Below are 18,459 nucleotides of genomic sequence, written 5' to 3'. Positions count from 1 at the left end.
GCTAAAATTTATATTTTTTGCAAATACTAACTTCAAACTCTTTCGCAAAACCATGGATTATATTCTCAGTAGATGCAGATCACTAAGCTGTACGCTCAATTACTTTATCTATTAAAAAGGTGGCCGGGGAAAGATGTGAATAAGAATTCATTTGAAAAACTTTTATGGTCCATCGCTTTGCCTGGCTTTGGACAACTACTTAATAAGAAATATATAAAAGGAATTATTTTTATCTTACTTGAGTTAGTTGTGAACATACAAGCTAACTTTAATAAAGCCATTATTTTAAGCTTTCATGGACATACTTCCGCATCTTTAGAGGAAGTTAATCTGAAATGGCTTATGTTTTATCCATGTCTTTATTTTTTTGCGATGTGGGATGCTGTAAAGGATGCTGATGAGGAAGGAGAAAATTCTCCCTTACTATTTCTTCCGTTTGTGTTTGCAGCTTATTTTGTAACAGTAGGATTAATCTATTCATCAGAGGTTTTCTTATTTGGGCATCTAATCGGCCCTATTTTTTTACCAATGCTTTTTGTGTTACCAGGCGTAATCATTGGATTGGTCATAAGAAAAGTAATATATATATTTACGAAATGAAACGCCATTTTTTAAATGGTGTTTTTCTAATATTCAAGTAAAGGAACGAGGAAAACAACGATTCTTTAAAAGCACCTTAACTAAAATAAGGGAAAGTTCACAAAAAATTTCGGAATACTTTAAAACATATTACATTCTAGTCAATCATAAGCTATTTAAGAAGTAAGGAAGGTTTACTAACTGTCATGATTGGAGGAATGAATGAGTATTTTGCAATCAGGAACTCCCACCTACTTGAAGATAATCAATAAGAGAAAAGTGCTGCAAGAAATTATTGAGGGAAATAAGCTTTATTCAAGAGCGAGTTTGGCAAAAAGATTGAAGCTGAGTAAACCGACTATATCAGCATTGGTAGATGAGCTGGTGGAAGAAGGCTGGATTATTGAAAAAGAAAGCAAAAAGACGGCAAAAAAAGGGGGGAGAAAACCTGTCCATTTATTGTTTGCCAAAGAATACAAATATACGATTGGCATTGATATTGGAGGAACGACGACCGAAATAGCAATTATGGATTTAGATGGTAAATTTATTCTTCACCGCAAAATCGACACGCAAGAAGCGTTGAAGAGGAATTTTGTCCAATTGCTTGTTGATCAAGTAAACAGCATGTTATCAGACCAGAATATTAGTCATACGAAGGTGTTGTCTTTAGCGATTGGTGCACCGGGTATGACGGATTCTGAACAAGGAATAGTGATCGAAGCACCAAGCTTAGGGTGGCTGCATTATCCATTAAGGGAGCAGATGACAGAACATTTTTCTTTCCCAATATACATAGAAAATGATGTGAATATGGCGGTACTAGGTGAATGCTGGAAAGGAGCGGCTAAAGATAAAGCACATGTTGTTTTAGTAACAATAGGTACAGGAGTCGGCTGTGGAATTGTTATAAATGGAGAGTTATTTCGCGGCAGTCAATTTGCCGCTGGAGAAATGGGTTATATGATTACCAATAAAGACCAGGCAACCGAAGGCTTTGAATCCATTTTCGAAGGCTATGGTTTTCTGGAAAATCATACTGGCGGCCCATCTATAGTAAAGCAGTATCAAAGAGGTCTAGAGATTAAGCAAGAAAAGGAGTATAGTGCAGAGGAAATCTTTGAGAAGGCTATCGCAGGAGAAGCATTTGCAAAGAAAGTCATAAATGAGGCATTAGATCATATTGCTGTCTCCTTAATTAACATAGCAGCATTGCTCAATCCAGAATGCATTATTCTAGGGGGAGGAATATCGAAGTCAGGATATTGGTTTCTCCCTAAATTACAAGCCAAAATTAACCATTATTTACCCATTCAAAGCAGGACAGAGGTTATGCTGACAAAGCTGCCTCAAGCATCCTTATTAGGTGCAGCGGTTCTAGGTATGAAAAAACATGAATTATTATCTAGTTGAAAAAATAGATTAGAAGGGAGATATACATGCTCGTTCAAAATGATTTTCAAGTGATTGATATACATGGTCATTTGCCAGCTAAAGAAGGGAGCAGCTTTATCAAAAGATCAAAAACGGGCGATCAATACAATGCAGAAAGATTAGAAAGAATCTTATTTGGAACAGATTCAAAAGGATTTCCGAGAGGTTTTTCCAATCGGTATTTACAAGAACAAGTAAGAGTATGTAGAGAGATAAATATGCAGGAGGATGCTATCGAAACTATATTTGAAAATAATGCTCGCCGTTTTCTCCATTTAGAGAAGGGAGTGAAGCAGTATAATGCCAGACAGTAGATCCCAAGTCTATGTAAACCATATCTTAGAACCCATCTATGATTTTACGAAACAACATTACCTTCCCTATTTATTAGAGATTAACATCGCCCATGCTACTATGCTAGCCCGCCAAAAAATCTTAACAATAGAAGATACCCAAAAAATCATTAAAGCGAATCAAGCGATATTAGCAAAAGGTTATCCCAAAAACTATAATCCTCTTTATGAAGACTTATTTTTTATGCTAGAAGAAGATTTGAAAAAGGAAATCGGCGAGGTGCTTGTTGGAAATATGCATATTGCCTTTAGTCGAAATGATATGGATGCAACCATGTATCGAATGGTATCTAGAGAAAAGCTCCTGCAGTTTCTTACCTTACTTGTAGAGTTAAAAAAGGTATTGTTACGTTTGGCAAAAGAGCATGAACTAACGATTATGCCAGCCTATACCCATAATCAGCAAGCACAGCCGACTACCTTAGCCCACTATCTGTTAGCCATCGATTGTAGTTTACAAAGGGACTTGGAACGTGGTTTCACTCTTTTAAGAAGAATCAATGAGTCCCCAATGGGAGCTGCTGCTTTAGGGACTTCTGGTTTTCCAATTGATCGTTCATTTGTGGCAACCCAATTAGCTTTTGATAAACCAATGGAGAATTCCTATGATTCTATTAGTGCTGCTGATTATATGCTGGAAATAGCTAGTGTGATCAAGATTACTTTAAGTACCTTATCGCGTTTTACTCATGATCTCTTGTTTTTTACGACAAATGAAGTAGAAGCAATCAGATTAGATAAAAGCTTAGTGCAAACATCGAGCATCATGCCTCAAAAACGCAACCCTTCATCTTTAGAACATACGAAATCTCTCATTAGTCGGACAATTGGGGAAGTAAATGCTGCTTTTATGATGTCCCACAACACACCTTTTGGGGACATCGTCGATATTGGGGATGATATCCAGCCTATTCTTATCAATGGCTTTTCTCACTCTTATCAAATTATCGAATTGCTGACAGAAATTCTTAAAACGATGGAGGTGAATGTAGATAAACTCCTGACCCGTTGTTCAGAAGGCTTTTCCACCGTAACGGAATTAGCGGATGTACTGGTTAGGGAGTGCCAATTATCCTTCCGCGATGCCCATCAGATTGTCAGCATTTTGGTTCAGCGATTAGCTAGTTCTAGGAAAAAAATAAAAGATGGTTCTGCTGAACTAGTCAAGCAAATTTCTCAGGAGATATTAGGAACACATCTTCCTTTAACAGAAGAACAATATCAAACTGCGATTAATCCTTTTCATTTTGTTATGGTTCGCTCTGCTTTTGGAGGTCCTAACCCAAAAGAAACAGAGAGACAGCGAATAAAGTCCATTCAAAAGCTTGCTGACTTTTCAAAAGAAGTAGCAATATATAGAAACAAATTTACTTCTTATAAGCAGCTGCTTCGCAATAATAACTAACTTGTTTAATAGGAGGGGTTCTATTGAAAAAGTTTTTAAGTGTATTTCTTTTTCTAGCCATAGCAATGGTTATTGTTGGTTGTTCGAAGGGAAAGGATTCTAGCGGGGAAGCAGATGGTACGGTAACAATTGAATATTGGCAATATGCCTATAAGGCGAAAGTGGATTTAATGGATGAGCTTATTAAAGAGTTTGAAGATAAAAACCCAGGAATTAAAGTAAAGCAGACAACTTTTCCATATGAGCAATACAATGAGAAGGTTGCTACACTAGTTCCAGCTGGAAGAGGTCCCGATGTTATCAATTTATATTATGGCTGGCTGCCAAAATATATTGATTCAGGCTATTTACAGCCTCTTCCTGAGGATACATTTCCAGTGGATAAAATCGAAAGTGAATACTTCTCCTTAGTAAATGCAGCAAAATTGGACGATAAATATTGGGCCATTCCGACTGCGGTTCGTACTCTTGCCCTATTTTATAACAAAGATCTTTTTGAAAAAGCAGGCCTGGATCCAAATAGTCCGCCAAAAACATGGGATGAATTAGTAGATTATGCGAAAAAACTGACAGTAAGAGAAAACGGAAAGCTTGTAACAGAGGGGATGGCGTATGAAATTGGTGCACAGCTGAACAACTGGTTTTATGATGCTCTTGTCTATCAAGCTGGCGGTCAAGGATTGAGTGAGGATCGTAAGCAAATTCTTTGGGATGATACACCTGCTGGTTTAGAAGCATTTACGTATTTAGTGGAATTCGGATCCAAACATAAAGTTGGCGAAAGTGGTTTTTATACAGATGATGTAACAGCATTTAAGACAGGGAATGCGGCGATGAATATTGACGGTTCCTTCCGCTTAGGTACATTGGCGACAGATGCACCTGACTTAAATTATGGGGTTGCGCCACTGCCATCTTATAAAGAAAAGGCTACACAATCTTCGTTCTGGGCAAATGGCATTACGGCTAAAGTAGAAGGAGAGAAATTAGAAGCTTCTAAAAAATTCTTAGCGTTTTTAACAAGTGATGAAGTGATGGAACGCTGGATTGACGAGGTAGGAGAATTGCCAGCAAAAGAAGCGGTCGCAACACAAGATAAATATGTAAACGATCCATTATACGGACCATTCATCGAACAGCTTCCATATGCTAATGCACAATTCTATGTCGACGAAACAGCACAAAGACAATATGTTATTGATGCAGTGAATGAAGTGTTGCTAAATGGAGTTTCAATTGAAGATGCCTACAATGATTTCGCAGCTAAGTCACAAAAGCTATACGATGATTATTGGAGTAAAAAGTAAAGATACTGGAATAAAGAAAGGCGGTAATCGTCTTTCTTTATTCAGAAAGGAGGGTTTTCATGTCTGGGAAGAACCATTCTGCCGTCTCCAAAAAGACTGCTAGATTTACGTTAAAGCAACAAAAATATATCTTTGTATATACATGCTTGCTGATACCTCTTCTTTTTTTTATTTCGATTCGGTTTTTGCCAACACTTTATACATTCAATATCGGGTTTCGGGAATGGGATATTCTATCAGAGGATAAACCATTTGTAGGGATGGATAATTATGTAGCCCTTTTTAAAGATGAAGTCTTTCGTAAATCACTAATAAATACATTTATCTATGTCGTTTTTGGTGTAGTAGGACAGCTGATGTGTGGATTAGGAGTAGCGCTGCTTTTGCAAAGGATTAATAAATTTGTCGGGGTATTTCGCGCTATTTATTTCATTCCCTATGTGACAAGTATTGTTGCGGTAAGCTGGGTGTTTAAATGGATTCTAATGAACAACGGCATTGTGAATGATATTCTCATGAAGTTTGGCTTGGAAGCCCAGCTCTTTCTTAAATCACCTGATCAAGCAATTTATATTATTATCTTAACGATGATCTGGCAAGGGCTAGGTTTTCAAATGATTATTTTCCTAGCAGGACTTGAGAATATTCCCAAAATGTTCTATGAAGCTGCGGAAATTGACGGGGCAGATGGTTGGAAAAAATTTATTCATATTACCTTGCCTTTACTAAATCCAACCATTGTATTTTCCGCAGTCATTGGCAGTATTAGTTTCTTACAAACCTTTACCCAAGTGCAAAATATGACACAGGGTGGACCACTTCATTCTACTATATCCGTTGTTCTTTATATTTATGAATTAGCCTTCCAGCACTTTGATATGGGTCTCGCTTCTGCTGCAACAGTTATCTTATTTCTGATTATTTTAGTTATCACAATCATTCAAATGAAAGTTTTGACAAAGAAATTTGAGTACTAGTTTTTTATGGGGGTGAGGAGTTGAAGAAAAGAAACTATTTAAAAAAATCAATCGTCTATATTCTCTTGACCGTTGGGGCTATCTTAATGCTGTTCCCTTTTATTTGGATGGTATCCACATCCTTTAAGCCGCCGACGGAAGTATATGGACTGAAGCTGCTTGCCGACCACCCTACATTAGAGAATTATCGGAAGATCATGGTGGATACCCTGTTTAGTAAATGGTTTTTAAATAGTTTTATCGTGGCAGTTATTACTACTATAAGTGTTGCATTATTTGATACCCTTGTTGGTTATGTTATTGCTAAATTTTCCTTTGTTGGCAAGAGTATTATTTTCTTATTCATCTTAAGTTCCTTAATGATTCCTACCGAAATGCTGATTATTCCTTGGTATATCATGTCTACTGACTTAGGCTGGGTTGATACGTATTGGGGGATTATGTTTCCAGGCGTAATTTCTGCCTTTGGTATTTTTCTTATGAAACAGTTTATGGAGTCTATTCCAGATGACTTACTCGATGCTGCAAGAATTGATGGCTTAAATGAGTTTAAAATTTTCTTTAAAATCGCCATTCCACAAGTATATCCAGCATTAGCAGCGCTATGTATTTTCACATTTTTAGGAAACTGGAATGCCTATTTGTGGCCGTTAATCGTTATCGAGACAGAAGAAATGCGAACACTGCCAGTCGGCCTTGCCTTTTTCTCCGGTGAAAACCAAACTTACTGGGAAATCGTCATGGCAGGAGCTACCATCGCTGTTGTACCACTAATCATCGTCTTCTTAATCTTCCAACGCCATATTATTAAGGGGATAACGTTGACGGGGTTGAAGTAAGGGGAAGTGGAAAAGAAGTTTTTCCAGTTAGACAAACTTGATTAAAGGCTGATCACAAGCATTAGAGGGAAGTAGTACAACTGTCCCTCTGCTGCCATTCCCATCTATACTTAGACAGATGGGAATTATTTATGATTATTGGTAGATGTTGATTAATGACCAGAACCCATTGCATCCACATGATGGACATGTTTGCTATTAAACCAGATAAATAATACGGAAACTAATACAAATCCAGCTCCAACAAGGAATGGGACAGATGGATTAAATATTTCTGCTAACTTTCCTGCTGTGAAAGGTGCAATGGCTCCACCTATAAAGCGCAAGAAGCTGTATGCTGCTGAAGCGGTAGATCGTTCTACAGGAGCAGCATTCATTACGGCAGTTGTAATAAGCGTATTGTTATTTCCTAATAAGGCACCAGCGAAAATAACTGCTGCGATGATAACCCATTGGGTTGTTGTCCAAATTCCCATAGCAACTAATACAACTGCAAACAAGGTTAACATTGCACACATTGATTTTACGGTTCCAAAACGTTCCTGCAATCTTGGTGCCATAAAAACAGAAGTGACAGCTAATAAAATACCCCAGCCCAAGAATACAAAGCCAAGTCCATGTTCGTCTAAGCCCATTACAAACGGTGCATAGGCTAACAACGTGAAAAATCCAAAATTATATAATGCTGCGGCAATCCCTAAAACTAGTAAGGAGCGGTGTTTTAATGCTCTAAACGGATCTGCCAGGGAAGTTTTAGGTTTAACTGTATTCGTTGTATTCATGGAAGTATTTTTTGGCATTAAAATGAAAATACCGAAAAAGGCAATGATCATTAAAACAGCTACCCCTAGGAAAGGACCTCTCCAGCTCATGGCTCCTAACCATCCGCCTAGTAGTGGACCGACAGAGATACCAAGTCCAATCGCTGCTTCATAAAGAATAATTGCTTTAGCAGTACCACTGTTTGATAGGGACACAATTGCCGCTAAAGCAGTTGCTACAAACAGGGCATTACCAAGTCCCCAACCTCCGCGAAGACCAACAAGCGACCAAATCCCATTTGATAGTCCGCCTAGGCAGGAGAAAATAGCAATGATAACAATCCCCAAGATAAGTGTCCACTTAATTCCAAGTCTGGAGGAGATCATCCCAGTCACTAGCATTGCTACAGCCATCACGGCATTATAGCTAGTGAAAAGCAGCGTTACCTGGCTTTGGGAGGCATGAAGTTTCTCGGCAATAGCAGGAAGGATCGGATCTACGAGACCCAGCCCCATAAAGGCAATAATCCCCGCAAAAAATACAGCCCATACTGCTTTAGGCTGTTTTAATAAACTAGCTTCTGTTTTCGTATTTAAATTGTTTTTGGTTGAATCTGCTGATACAGATTGTGAAGATGACATTTCATTCTCCCCTTTATTTTTTTACTCCCTTTGTTTTTATAGACTAGATTAATTCTTTAAAAGAATTCCTTATAACATCACCGCGACTAATAATGCCTACTAAAACTCCATTTTTTTCAACGGGGACTTTTTTTATTTGCTTTTTACCTAACAGAGCAGCAATCTTTTCTAAATTTTCATCCCAAGACACTTTAATAACCCTTTTTTTCGCAATTTTCATTACGTTCAAATGTAAGAGACTTTGCAATCTATGTTCAAAGTCTTCATCATCCCCTTTAATGACAACCGTATAATAAATACTGTCGATAATATGATCATCATGTTTACCAATGTATCGCAGTACATCTCCATCACTGATGAAACCGACAATCTCATTGCGGTCATTAACGATAGGAAGACCGCTAATTTTATATTGAATGAATTTTTCGATGACAGAACGGACGGTGTCGTTTTCCTTCACTTTATATACTTGGCTTACCATAATATCATGGGCTAACATTTATCTTTCCCCCTTTTTTGGACAAGTAGTTGTATAACGAAACCATATAATTGTATTATACAACTATATGATGAAACGTCAAATGTTTTTATAGCCAGATGGATTCCTTCCTCCTTACAAATCTTTAATCAAGTATGCTATCATATCTTATAGAAATATTGGAAACGGTGAGGTAGTTAATCAATGGATGAACAATCGCTGGAAGAACTTGAAGTGGAATTATCTATACTGATAAGAAGGGTTACCCATACCTCTTCTCATAAAAAAACTGGCAGTCTGGATCGGTCAGCATACCTGTTATTGCATGAAATAGTGACATCAGGACCTGCCGGTGTTAAAGCGTTAGCAACTGAATTTCAATTAGATGTTTCTACTGTAAGTCGACAGGCGGCTGCGTTGGAGCAAAAGGGCTTTTTGCTGAGAATTCCTGATGAAACAGATGGAAGGGCTTATACGCTCCAGATAACCGAAACAGGATTAGAAGAATTTCAAAAGGAAAAGAAGTTTAGAAAAAGCAGAGTGGAAGAAGTTACTAAATGTTGGACAGAAGAAGACCGTGAGACTTTTGCCAAGTTATTAAAAAAATATAATCAGTCTGCGATGAATGTTCATATATGACTGATTTAATAAGAGAATAGGCATTTGGAAAAAGAAGTGCTTGCTTAAGAGGGAAGGTATTTTCACCTTCCCCTTTTCTATTGGGAGACAAGTGTAATTGGAGGCTATTTGCGTTTTTTGCATGATTTTTATAGGGCCGTTAGAGAGAGGTTCCTTTATGTCTATTTTATTAATATTTTTATATAGTTTGAAAAGCAAAAGAAGATTATTTGCTGGAGATTTAATGTTGATATTCCTTAGTTATGGAAGTGCTCTGATATATAGGGGAAGCACGATTGGGGATTAGTGCGGGATTTGAAGTTTGAAAATAATTAATTTTCTGATATAAAAGTACTATTTTGAGAAAATAAAAAGGGGAATTGACTATCAATTTAGAATATTAAGTCTCGTAATATTACATATTGTGATCAGAGGGGGATTTTTTGGTGGTAAAGAAGAAACTTAAAAAAACAGCACTAGCAGCAGTACTTGGAATTAGTACTCTCTCACTAGGGTTATATGATCCTCCTGAGAAAGCCGCTGCAGAAGCAGCATATAAAGAAGTTGTCTCCAGTTACGGTGGAGCTCCTATTGATTTAGGCATTGCCAATGATGAGCGGATTATTGAAATGCTGAAAAAAGAGGGAAAGTTAGCAAAGAATGCAAGTACCGGTGAAACGGAAAAAGCCTTACAAAAGTATTTACAAGGCAAAGCAGAAGGAGCTAAAAAAGAAACAAAGGATAAACTGCCGAAAGCCTTATCAAAATTAGAAACAAAGGGAGAAAATGAAACATCTAATCATAGTCTCCAAAAGGGAAAAGGAAATAAATTAGGACAGGCAAAGAAAAATACAGTTGATTCTGTCAAAGAGGAAGCGTATGAAGGGGAAGTTCGTGAAGATAAGGTTCTCGTTTTAGCGATAGATTTTCCAGATTATAAAAAAAGCTCGATTACAAAAGATGAGACAGATATGTTCTATGAAGATTACACACATGAGCACTTTCAAAATATGATTTTTGGCGAAGATGGTTATGAAGGTCCGAACGGCGAAAATCTTGTCTCCATGAAACAATTTTATGAAGAGCAATCTGGTGGCAGTTATTCGGTAGAAGGGGAAGTTGCTGGCTGGTACACAGCTGATCATGAGGCCGCTTATTATGGAGGAAATTATCCTGGGCCAGATGATAGTGATGCACGTCCTCGTGAATTAGTCTATGAAGCATTATCAAAAGCTGCACAAGATCCAAATGTAGACTTAAGTGAGTACGATGTATGGGATCGTGATGATTATGATGGCGATGGTGTATATAACGAACCAGATGGAATTATCGATCATTTAATGGTTATCCATGCAGGAGTTGGTGAAGAAGCTGGTGGAGGTGCCTTAGGGGGAGATGCTATTTGGTCTCATCGTTGGAACTTAGGAAACCTAGTTGCAGTGCCAGGAGCTACATCTAATAGCGATCGTTTCGGTGGCTTGCTTGGTGCATATGATTATACCATTGAACCAGAAGATGGTGCGGCAGGTGTTTTTGCGCATGAATTCGGACATGATTTAGGATTACCAGATGAATATGATACGCAATATACTGGCGGCGGTGAGGCTGTGGCTTACTGGTCTATCATGGCTAGTGGCAGCTGGGCCGGAGATATTCCAGGTACGGAGCCGAGTGGATTTAGTGCATATGCTAAGGAATATTTGCAAGGTGCCCATGGGGGAAATTGGTTAAGCGGCACTACGTTAAATGCGGATGAAATTACAAGTAAAGGAACAGAACTACTGCTGGACGAAGCGGTAACAAAAGGAATAAATAATGACGCAGTGCGTATTAATCTTCCAGATAAAACAACAGATGTAAACACACCGGCAAGCGGGAAATATGAATACTTTAGTGGTAGTGGAAATAATATCGATCATTCTATGAAGACAGCAGTAGATTTGACTAATGCCACAAGTGCCGAGTTGACCTTTAAAACATGGTACGACATCGAGGCTGAATGGGATTATGCATCTATTAAGGTAAATGGCGAGACGATTAAAGGAAATATTACCACAAGCGAAAATCCCAACGACCAAAATCCAGGAAATGGGATTACAGGCAGTACCAATGGTGAATGGGTGGATGGAGTCTTTGATTTAAGTGCATATGCGGGACAAAAGGTCGAAATTGAATTTAATTATTGGACCGACGTGGCAGTTGCTAATCCTGGTTTCTATGTGGATGATATTAAAGTGACAGCTAATGGAGCGGAAATATTAACAGATAATGCAGAAGGGGATTCTTCCTTTGCATTAGAAGGCTTTCAGAAAGATGAAGGAAAATTTTATTCAAAACATTATTATTTATTAGAATGGAGATCACAAAATGGAGTAGATGAGGGTCTTGCGCATATTCGCCGTGGTGCTAGTCTCATGAGTTATGATCCAGGTCTTGTCGTTTGGTATGTGGATGAATCATATAGTGATAACTGGACGGGGGCGCATCCTGGAGACGGATATTTAGGAGTAGTCGATGCAGACCAGCATACAAACTACTGGAGTGATGGAACTGTAGGAGCTACCCGATATCAATTAAATGATGCTGCCTTTAGTTTAGCTAAATCTAATAAAATGTTTTTAGATTATGCTGCTATTAACGGAACTACATTAAAAGATAATTTTACAAAACGAACTCCACTATTTGATGATAGTGCTGACTACAGCAACCAAGGAAATCTAGAAGCAGGACGCAATATTCCATCCACCGGCTTGAAAATTCGTATAGTTGGTGAGAGCAAAGACGGTACAGTAGGAAAAGTATTATTATATAAATAATAATAAATAGAAGAGGCTGTCCGAAAAGTCTCTAATATAAAGCAAGAGGAGAAAAAGGCTCGTTTTTCTCCTCTTGCTTTTCTATTCTGTTGATTCTATCCGAAAGTAGCTGGTGGAAATATGTATTGAAATTCCACTTATAAAGAAAAAAATGGAGAGCATGGATTCATGCTTATACAGGTGACCAAATGACCCTTGACGGCCCACATGCAAAGGGTGACTTGCGAAGAGCACGTGCAGCGGCTTTAAATATTGTACCAACTTCTACTGGTGCAGCTACAGCAATAGGACTGGTCATTCCAAAATTAGAGGGCAAATTAGACGGTGTATCTCAGCGCGTGCCAGTACCGGCTGGCTCGGTGACAGAGTTAGTCGCTGTCGTCAATAAGACGGTAAAGAAAGATGATATAAATACTGCTATGAAAGCGGCATCTTCCGATTCATTTGGATATACAGAAGAACAGTTGGTATCCTCAGATATAATTGGTATAACATATGGTTCATTATTTGATGCTACACAAACAAAGGTTACCTCACTTCCTGATGGGAAGTCTTTAGTGAAAGTTGTGGCATGGTATGAGAATTCGTATACAAACCAAATGGTTAGAACTATTAAATATTTTGCCGAACTATAATCTGTGGCTTAAAAAGATATGGCACTAAGAACTTATGAGAAGTCCTCAATATCTATTGTCTTTTAATACACGCTTGGATTCCGCATTGGGAAGTTGGATCACTGCGTGTTAAAAGCAAATGGCATTTTTGAGCTAAATCAAAGCCGCCATAACTTAATAAATTAGGAGGGTGTAATTAATGCACCCTCTTTTTGTATATATGCTTGCGGCTTTAGGATAGGAGGTTCTTATGTATTCAAAGCGGCTGTTTTATTTTGGGAAGGAACCGTTACCCTGCGGTAACGGTTTAGCCTAGATGAAGCTCCCATCCTTTATAAATGCAAAAGAAATATCAAAATGATGACCAGTCAGGGCGGTCATTTTTTATTCGACACTTTTCATGCAAATTTTGTGCAGGGATGTTTTTTGTACCTTTTTTTCATTTGTAGCATATGGGACATCCCCTTCCCTTTTTTATTTTTCCTTAATTAACTGTACACGACCTACTTGTCCATCTTCTAGGCGAACCTTAATTCCATGGGGATGGAAGGAAGACTTGGTTAATATATCTTTTACAATGCCTGCTGTTCGTTTCCCGGTTCTTTGATCTTGTTTTAGTACTATTTCAACAGGCGTGCCTGGTGTTATGTCTTTGCGATTCTGACCGTTCATTATACACCCATGCGTTTTCTTTGGTTATTTGGCTTTTTGGTTAACTGGCTTTTCATTTTTTGCATTTTTTGATTGCCGCTCAAACTTGCTTTTCCACCTTGTCCTTGCTGTGCTTTATTTGCCAGCTGCTGCTTCATGGCTTCTTGTAAGCTAATTTTCTTTTTACCTTCTTGTTCCTTTGTCTGCATATCGTTGTTCATATCGTTCACGGATTTTTCCTCCATTATTATCGAAATAAGGTTACTCCCTCATCATAACATCAATTGGGTGTCAGGCACCATAAAAAGACAGAAGCCAAAGGGTGTTCACCTCAGAAGGACAGTTTTTCTGCAAACATATTCTCTTCTTTTTCTGAATAGGCTGTAGGAGAACAGGAATGGATGGTGGTAACGATGGATCTGCCGGTTATTTTAGCTGGGCCATTGGTGCGCAGAGTGGAGGAAACATCAGCTTATCTTTGGATAGCTTTAAGTGGAGAATATCAATTGAACGCCAATCTATATGTAATTCACTTCAATCAAACGACAAAAGAGCATGAATATCAGCCGTTTGACATTCAGTCAGATATACAAGTATGCCGATTAGGAAAAAACTTATATATTTATTTAATCAAACTTCAGCCTATCTCCCAAAACTTTCCCACCCAAACATTGTTAGGATACAATCTAGGGTTTCAAAAAGACAAAACAAGCTATGACTTAAGTGATTTTGGATTATTATCATCTGATAGTCCAGTCTCTATTTGTTATGGAAACTTACAATATCCCACTTTCTTCATTCCAGCAACAGTTGAAAAAAACTTCTTATATGGTTCCTGCCGTAAACTGCACGGAAATGGCAAGGATGCTCTTAGCCTCGGAGATGCCAAACTACAGGAGGAATACTTTCAGCTAGAAAAAAGGCCGAGTGCCCTCTTTTTGACAGGGGATCAAATTTATGCCGATGATGTTCCAGCGCCAGCTGCCCTCATTTTATTCGCATTAGGCAAGCTATTAATGGGAAAAGAAGAACCATTAAAGGAATTGTGCGAGGCAGAGGATGATAAAAATAATGCTTTTGATATTACCATCAGCCAGATAAATGGAAGACGAGAAATGGTAAAGGAATACTGCCAATTTACTTCGCGAAAAGCGGATAATCACCTTCTGTCCATGGGCGAGTATGCAGCGATTTATATCTTAAGCTGGAATACGGAGATATGGGAGATAGCAAAAGAGGCAGGGTATCTAAAAGACTTCGATAACTATTTAGAAGATAACCAGATTTATATAGAGACAGGGGCAGATCAGGCAAAAGAGTATGAAAGAAAAGTAAGCAGCTTAAAAAGAGCATACGGTCAGCAGCAAAAAGACATAACCTCATTCCAACAATCTCTGCCAAAGATACGCCGCATGTTGGCGAATATTCCCACCTATATGATATTCGATGATCATGATGTAACAGATGATTGGAATATAACGAAAGAATGGCGGGAAAAAGTAGCTTGTTCTCCGCTTGGAAACCATGTTATCGCCAATGCATTAACAGCCTACTGGGCTTTTCAAGGATGGGGGAATAATCCAGATGCTTTCCCAGCTTCTTTTTCTCGCAAAATCAGCAAGTATACCAAAAGACTAACGGTAAATACACTGACACATACAGAATGGCTGCATATGATGTTAACTTTTCGTGCATGGAGCTTTGCTGCGCCAACCAATCCAAGAAGCCTTGTATTAGACACTCGGACAAAACGGGCCTATCCACAAGAACGAACCTATGTTGTGGGTAGTATGTTGAAGCAGCGGACAAATGGCCCGAATTTAATCCGCAAAAAAGAATGGGATTATTTATCGGAACTCTTATTATCAAGTGGATGGCAGCAGCAAACACCGTTAGTCATTATCTCTGCTACCCCCTTATATGGCGTTCATTTGATTGAATCCTTTTTAAAAAATGTCATCATGCCCCTTACTGCGGTCCTTCCATCGCTACAAAAAAGCTTAGATTTAGAATGGTGGAAATTTAACGGCAGAGGATTCTCCTTTTTTCATCAACAAATAGCAGAATGGAACCCAAGTGAATGTCTTATTCTTTCTGGTGATGCTCATATGGCCTCTGCCATCGAAGTAGAAGTATATTTCCAGCAAGAACAAAAACGGATTCTACATCAATTTACAAGCAGCCCCATTAAAAATCAGTCTTTTGAAGGATTATCTGGTTTTACATTAAAAAGAATTCTCGAATTTAGACAAAGTCGTACGAAGGAAAAGAAAATATCCCGCTATTGCGGACATGATTATTTAATTCAAGAAAAGGAAGCAGATGTCCCTTTTCTGTGGAAAGAAATAATTGCCCATCAAGTATTGTCGAATGGTTCATTGATTGATACAAAGAATAATTTAGGCTGGCTAGCTTTCGATAAAAATGGGTTTAATCATCGTTTTTTAAGAAAATAATCAAGTTATTGTATAAAGAGCACTTCTTTTTTACTTCCTTTTGCATATTGCTATTGTAAAAGAAGAAAGGAAAAAGGAGAAAGAGCTCTTTTTTTTTAACTATTAGTCACTAGTCGCTCTAAGATTTTTAAAGTTGCTATAGATTAGAAAATTCAGAAAAGTGCGGTTGCTAATTCCGAGTAAGTGTATTAGAATAATAGAAAATTAAACTCTTTACAAGATAAAGGGAAGGTTCAGGAGGTTAATCATTGATCGATTTAGTGCATCGTTTTGGCCCTCAAAATTATTATCATTATTCAGGAGTAATTAATACACTACCGAAGTTTTTGGAAGATAACCATTTACAATTTCCATTAGTAATTCATGGGGAAAAGTCGTGGCAGGCAGTTCAACCATATTGGCCCGAAACTGAATTTCAGCATCCCTATAAAAAAATTTTGTTTGCTGGTGAATGTAGCTATGAAGAAATAGACCGAATAGGGAGCGAAGTCATACACCATCAGCATGATGCCATAATAGGAGTTGGAGGAGGTAAGCTTTTAGATACGGTAAAGGCGGTAGCTAGTAAAGCAAAAATACCTTGTATCTTAATTCCTACATTGCCTTCCAACTGTGCTAGCTTTACTCCAATCAGCATTGTTTATTCTGCTGAAGGAGACCATCTTGGTACGATACGGCATAGTCAATCAAATTATATGGTAATGGTTGAACCAGAATTATTAGTAAATGCACCAATCGAGCATTTAACTTCTGGTATTGGTGATACCTTGGCTAAATGGTATGAAAGTAAAATTCGTTTTAATAAATTAACAAGTGAAGAAATATCCATTCTATTGGAACTGTCTCATACTGCTGCTAAGCAATGTCGAGATAATATTTTAAAATGGGGGGAAGCTGCTGTTCAAGCAGCTGAAGCTAAAAAGAGCAATGCAGATTTCTCCCGCATGATTGATACGATTTATGCAGTAGCCGGTCTTGTTGGTGGTTTAGGAGGGAAATTTGGGCAAAGCGTTGGCGCACATGCCTTTAATTACGGATATGTCAGTTTGGGGAAAAAGGGACATTTACATGGCAGTCTTGTTGCGTATGGAATATTATTCCAGTTGAGTTTAGAAGAAAATTATGAAGAAATAAAACAATTAGTTCCTTTATACAAAAAATTGAAGTTGCCAATATGCTGGAGAGATTTGCATTTATCCCCTGAGAAAGGGGACCTTGATAAAATGGCTGATCAAATCTTAAGACCATCCTCTAGAATTTATGCATTGCCAATGGAGCTAACCAAGCAAAGCGTAATAGATGGTCTGCAAAAATTAGAAGCATTTATTACGGAAAATGAGGTGGGGTTAAATGTATTTTGATTGCTCGGAACGTCTGGGAAAATTAAAGCCGAAATATTTAGTCGTTCAAAACAAACGGATAAAAGAACTCCAGCAATCAGCTAAGCAGGTAATTAACCTGGGAAGAGGAAATCCGGATCAGCCAACATTCCCCCGTATTGTGGAGTGTATGCAAGAAGCCATCCATGATAAGAACAACCATGGTTATCCACCATATGGAGGAAAACAAGTGTTTAAAGAAGCCATTGTGGCTTTTTACCGAAAGGAGTATGGAGCAAATCTTTCGCCTAATCAGGTTGCGATCATGAATGGTTCTACAATCGCCTTGTCTGGGTTAGCACAATCCCTTTTAAACCCCGGGGATATCGCGTTAGTTCCTGATCCTGGTTTCTTTGGGTACCAAGCGGCCGTTGAGTTGGCAGGTGGAGAACCGTTTTTCGTGCCGATTAGCGAGAAAAATCATTTTTTAGTTGATTATTCAAGCATCCCAGAAGAGGTCAGTCAAAGAGCAAAGATTTTATTTTTAAATTATCCGAACAATCCAACAGGTGCAAATGCCACAAGGGAATTTTTCGAAGAAACGATTACATATGCCAATAAATACGAAATTGCAGTCATTCATGATTTTGCTTATGCAGATATCTACTATACGGATGAAAAGCCAATCAGTTTTTTATCTATTCCTGGAGCAGTTGAAGTAGGAGTGGAAATTTACACCTTTTCCAAAACGTTTAATATGGCTGGTTGGCGGAGTGGATTTACGGTCGGGAATGAATCGCTTATTAAACATCTAAGCGCCTATTTACAAAATGCCGTTGGCGGTGTTTTTGGTGGAATACAGGATGCATCTGTGTTTGCTCTATTACATCAGCAGGCCGAACGTAATGCTTTAAGAGAGTTATATCATGAGCGGCAATTGTTAGTTGAATCTTTTTTAAAAACACTAGATTGGGAGTATGTTGCCCCACAAGGTACATTCTTCCTTTGGGCTAAAGTCCCGTTACCAATAAATTCGATTGAATTTGCCGACCAATTACTAGAGGAGGCATTGGTAGCCGTGGTTCCGGGCAGTATATATGGCAAAAACGGAGAGGGATGGATTCGCATTAGTTTGGTGACCTCTTTGGAACAATTGAAAGAATCATTTGAGCGAATAAAGAGATTTTTACTAAGGAAGCGGGGGTATTAA

At 38.2% G+C, this 18,459-nt stretch carries 15 protein-coding genes and 2 pseudogenes; 13 read left to right on the top strand and 4 right to left on the bottom strand.

Annotated elements, in window-relative coordinates:
• The first annotated feature begins 135 nt into the window (after positions 1-135).
• The 7 genes and pseudogenes from MHH96_RS02615 to MHH96_RS02585 all read left to right on the top strand — a co-directional run bounded on the left by MHH96_RS02615 (position 136) and on the right by MHH96_RS02585 (position 6,894).
• The gene (locus MHH96_RS02615) at positions 136-600 is read left to right on the top strand and encodes a hypothetical protein (RefSeq protein WP_341116570.1); all 465 of its coding nucleotides are present in this window, start codon (positions 136-138) and stop codon (positions 598-600) included.
• 201 nt (positions 601-801) lie between these two features.
• Entirely contained in the window at positions 802-1,992 is a 1,191-nt protein-coding gene (locus MHH96_RS02610; protein WP_341116569.1) for an ROK family transcriptional regulator, read from the top strand.
• A 143-nt stretch (positions 1,993-2,135) separates the two neighbouring features.
• A pseudogene (locus MHH96_RS02605) lies at positions 2,136-2,327 on the top strand (amidohydrolase family protein); the annotation flags it as partial.
• On the top strand, positions 2,314-3,771 hold the full coding sequence (gene argH, locus MHH96_RS02600; protein WP_095259247.1) for an argininosuccinate lyase: 1,458 nt from the start codon (positions 2,314-2,316) through the stop codon (positions 3,769-3,771). The pseudogene MHH96_RS02605 and the gene argH, both read left to right, overlap by 14 nt.
• Before the next feature lie 23 nt (positions 3,772-3,794).
• Positions 3,795-5,078, top strand: a complete 1,284-nt coding sequence (locus MHH96_RS02595) for an extracellular solute-binding protein (protein WP_235844469.1) — start codon at positions 3,795-3,797, stop codon at positions 5,076-5,078.
• A gap of 59 nt (positions 5,079-5,137) precedes the next feature.
• On the top strand, positions 5,138-6,055 hold the full coding sequence (locus MHH96_RS02590) for a carbohydrate ABC transporter permease (protein WP_095259248.1): 918 nt from the start codon (positions 5,138-5,140) through the stop codon (positions 6,053-6,055).
• Positions 6,056-6,075: 20 nt separating this feature from the next.
• Positions 6,076-6,894: a carbohydrate ABC transporter permease gene (locus MHH96_RS02585; RefSeq protein WP_341116568.1), complete on the top strand. Its 819-nt coding sequence runs from the start codon at positions 6,076-6,078 to the stop codon at positions 6,892-6,894.
• 152 nt (positions 6,895-7,046) lie between these two features.
• On the opposite strand, the gene MHH96_RS02580 is transcribed toward MHH96_RS02585, so the two are convergent.
• Both MHH96_RS02580 and MHH96_RS02575 read right to left on the bottom strand, forming a co-directional pair.
• Positions 7,047-8,297, bottom strand: coding sequence for an MFS transporter (locus MHH96_RS02580; protein WP_047942090.1), 1,251 nt, complete (start codon positions 8,295-8,297; stop codon positions 7,047-7,049).
• Between the two features lie 43 nt (positions 8,298-8,340).
• Positions 8,341-8,796 carry a CBS domain-containing protein gene (locus MHH96_RS02575; protein WP_047942091.1) on the bottom strand — a complete coding sequence of 152 codons (456 nt, stop codon included), beginning with the start codon at positions 8,794-8,796 and terminating at the stop codon, positions 8,341-8,343.
• A 183-nt stretch (positions 8,797-8,979) separates the two neighbouring features.
• Between MHH96_RS02575 and MHH96_RS02570 the strand changes: the two genes are divergently transcribed.
• From MHH96_RS02570 to MHH96_RS02560, 3 genes and pseudogenes are all read left to right on the top strand, one after another.
• Positions 8,980-9,414, top strand: coding sequence for a MarR family winged helix-turn-helix transcriptional regulator (locus tag MHH96_RS02570; RefSeq protein ID WP_047942092.1), 435 nt, complete (start codon positions 8,980-8,982; stop codon positions 9,412-9,414).
• Between the two features lie 425 nt (positions 9,415-9,839).
• Positions 9,840-12,209 carry an immune inhibitor A domain-containing protein gene (locus MHH96_RS02565; RefSeq protein ID WP_144545701.1) on the top strand — a complete coding sequence of 790 codons (2,370 nt, stop codon included), beginning with the start codon at positions 9,840-9,842 and terminating at the stop codon, positions 12,207-12,209.
• Between the two features lie 164 nt (positions 12,210-12,373).
• A pseudogene (locus MHH96_RS02560) lies at positions 12,374-12,844 on the top strand (type I glyceraldehyde-3-phosphate dehydrogenase); the annotation flags it as partial.
• 453 nt (positions 12,845-13,297) lie between these two features.
• On the opposite strand, the gene MHH96_RS02555 reads toward MHH96_RS02560, so the two are convergent.
• Complete coding sequence (locus tag MHH96_RS02555; protein ID WP_047942094.1) at positions 13,298-13,495, bottom strand: YwbE family protein; 198 nt, start codon at positions 13,493-13,495, stop codon at positions 13,298-13,300.
• Entirely contained in the window at positions 13,495-13,695 is a 201-nt protein-coding gene (locus tag MHH96_RS02550) for a hypothetical protein (protein WP_095259271.1), read from the bottom strand. Before MHH96_RS02550 ends, MHH96_RS02555 begins: the two co-directional genes overlap by 1 nt.
• A gap of 180 nt (positions 13,696-13,875) precedes the next feature.
• On the opposite strand from MHH96_RS02550, the gene MHH96_RS02545 reads away from it, so the two are divergent.
• The 3 genes from MHH96_RS02545 (at position 13,876) to MHH96_RS02535 (ending at position 18,459) form a co-directional block, all read left to right on the top strand.
• Positions 13,876-15,930, top strand: a complete 2,055-nt coding sequence (locus tag MHH96_RS02545) for a hypothetical protein (protein WP_144545699.1) — start codon at positions 13,876-13,878, stop codon at positions 15,928-15,930.
• Positions 15,931-16,178: 248 nt separating this feature from the next.
• Positions 16,179-17,291 carry an iron-containing alcohol dehydrogenase gene (locus MHH96_RS02540; protein WP_144545698.1) on the top strand — a complete coding sequence of 371 codons (1,113 nt, stop codon included), beginning with the start codon at positions 16,179-16,181 and terminating at the stop codon, positions 17,289-17,291.
• Positions 17,281-18,459, top strand: a complete 1,179-nt coding sequence (locus MHH96_RS02535; protein WP_341116565.1) for an aminotransferase class I/II-fold pyridoxal phosphate-dependent enzyme — start codon at positions 17,281-17,283, stop codon at positions 18,457-18,459. The genes MHH96_RS02540 and MHH96_RS02535 overlap by 11 nt, the downstream gene beginning before the upstream one ends.

The sequence above is a fragment of the Niallia sp. FSL K6-0212 genome, assembly GCF_038007605.1.
GTDB lineage: Bacteria > Bacillota > Bacilli > Bacillales > Cytobacillaceae > Niallia > Niallia circulans.
Note: the sequence above shows the minus strand (reverse complement) of the source record. Positions and strands in the feature narration are given on the sequence as shown.

Bases quoted from the DNA above. Each gene is read 5' to 3' on its own strand.
- MHH96_RS02590 (WP_095259248.1), top strand. From the start codon at position 5,138: ATGTCTGGGAAGAACCATTCTGCCGTCTCCAAAAAGACTGCTAGATTT.
- MHH96_RS02550 (WP_095259271.1), bottom strand. From the start codon at position 13,695: ATGAACAACGATATGCAGACAAAGGAACAAGAAGGTAAAAAGAAAATT.
- MHH96_RS02580 (WP_047942090.1), bottom strand. From the start codon at position 8,297: ATGTCATCTTCACAATCTGTATCAGCAGATTCAACCAAAAACAATTTA.
- MHH96_RS02535 (WP_341116565.1), top strand. From the start codon at position 17,281: ATGTATTTTGATTGCTCGGAACGTCTGGGAAAATTAAAGCCGAAATAT.
- MHH96_RS02610 (WP_341116569.1), top strand. From the start codon at position 802: ATGAGTATTTTGCAATCAGGAACTCCCACCTACTTGAAGATAATCAAT.
- argH (WP_095259247.1), top strand. From the start codon at position 2,314: ATGCCAGACAGTAGATCCCAAGTCTATGTAAACCATATCTTAGAACCC.
- MHH96_RS02545 (WP_144545699.1), top strand. From the start codon at position 13,876: ATGGTGGTAACGATGGATCTGCCGGTTATTTTAGCTGGGCCATTGGTG.
- MHH96_RS02555 (WP_047942094.1), bottom strand. From the start codon at position 13,495: ATGAACGGTCAGAATCGCAAAGACATAACACCAGGCACGCCTGTTGAA.
- MHH96_RS02575 (WP_047942091.1), bottom strand. From the start codon at position 8,796: ATGTTAGCCCATGATATTATGGTAAGCCAAGTATATAAAGTGAAGGAA.
- MHH96_RS02570 (WP_047942092.1), top strand. From the start codon at position 8,980: ATGGATGAACAATCGCTGGAAGAACTTGAAGTGGAATTATCTATACTG.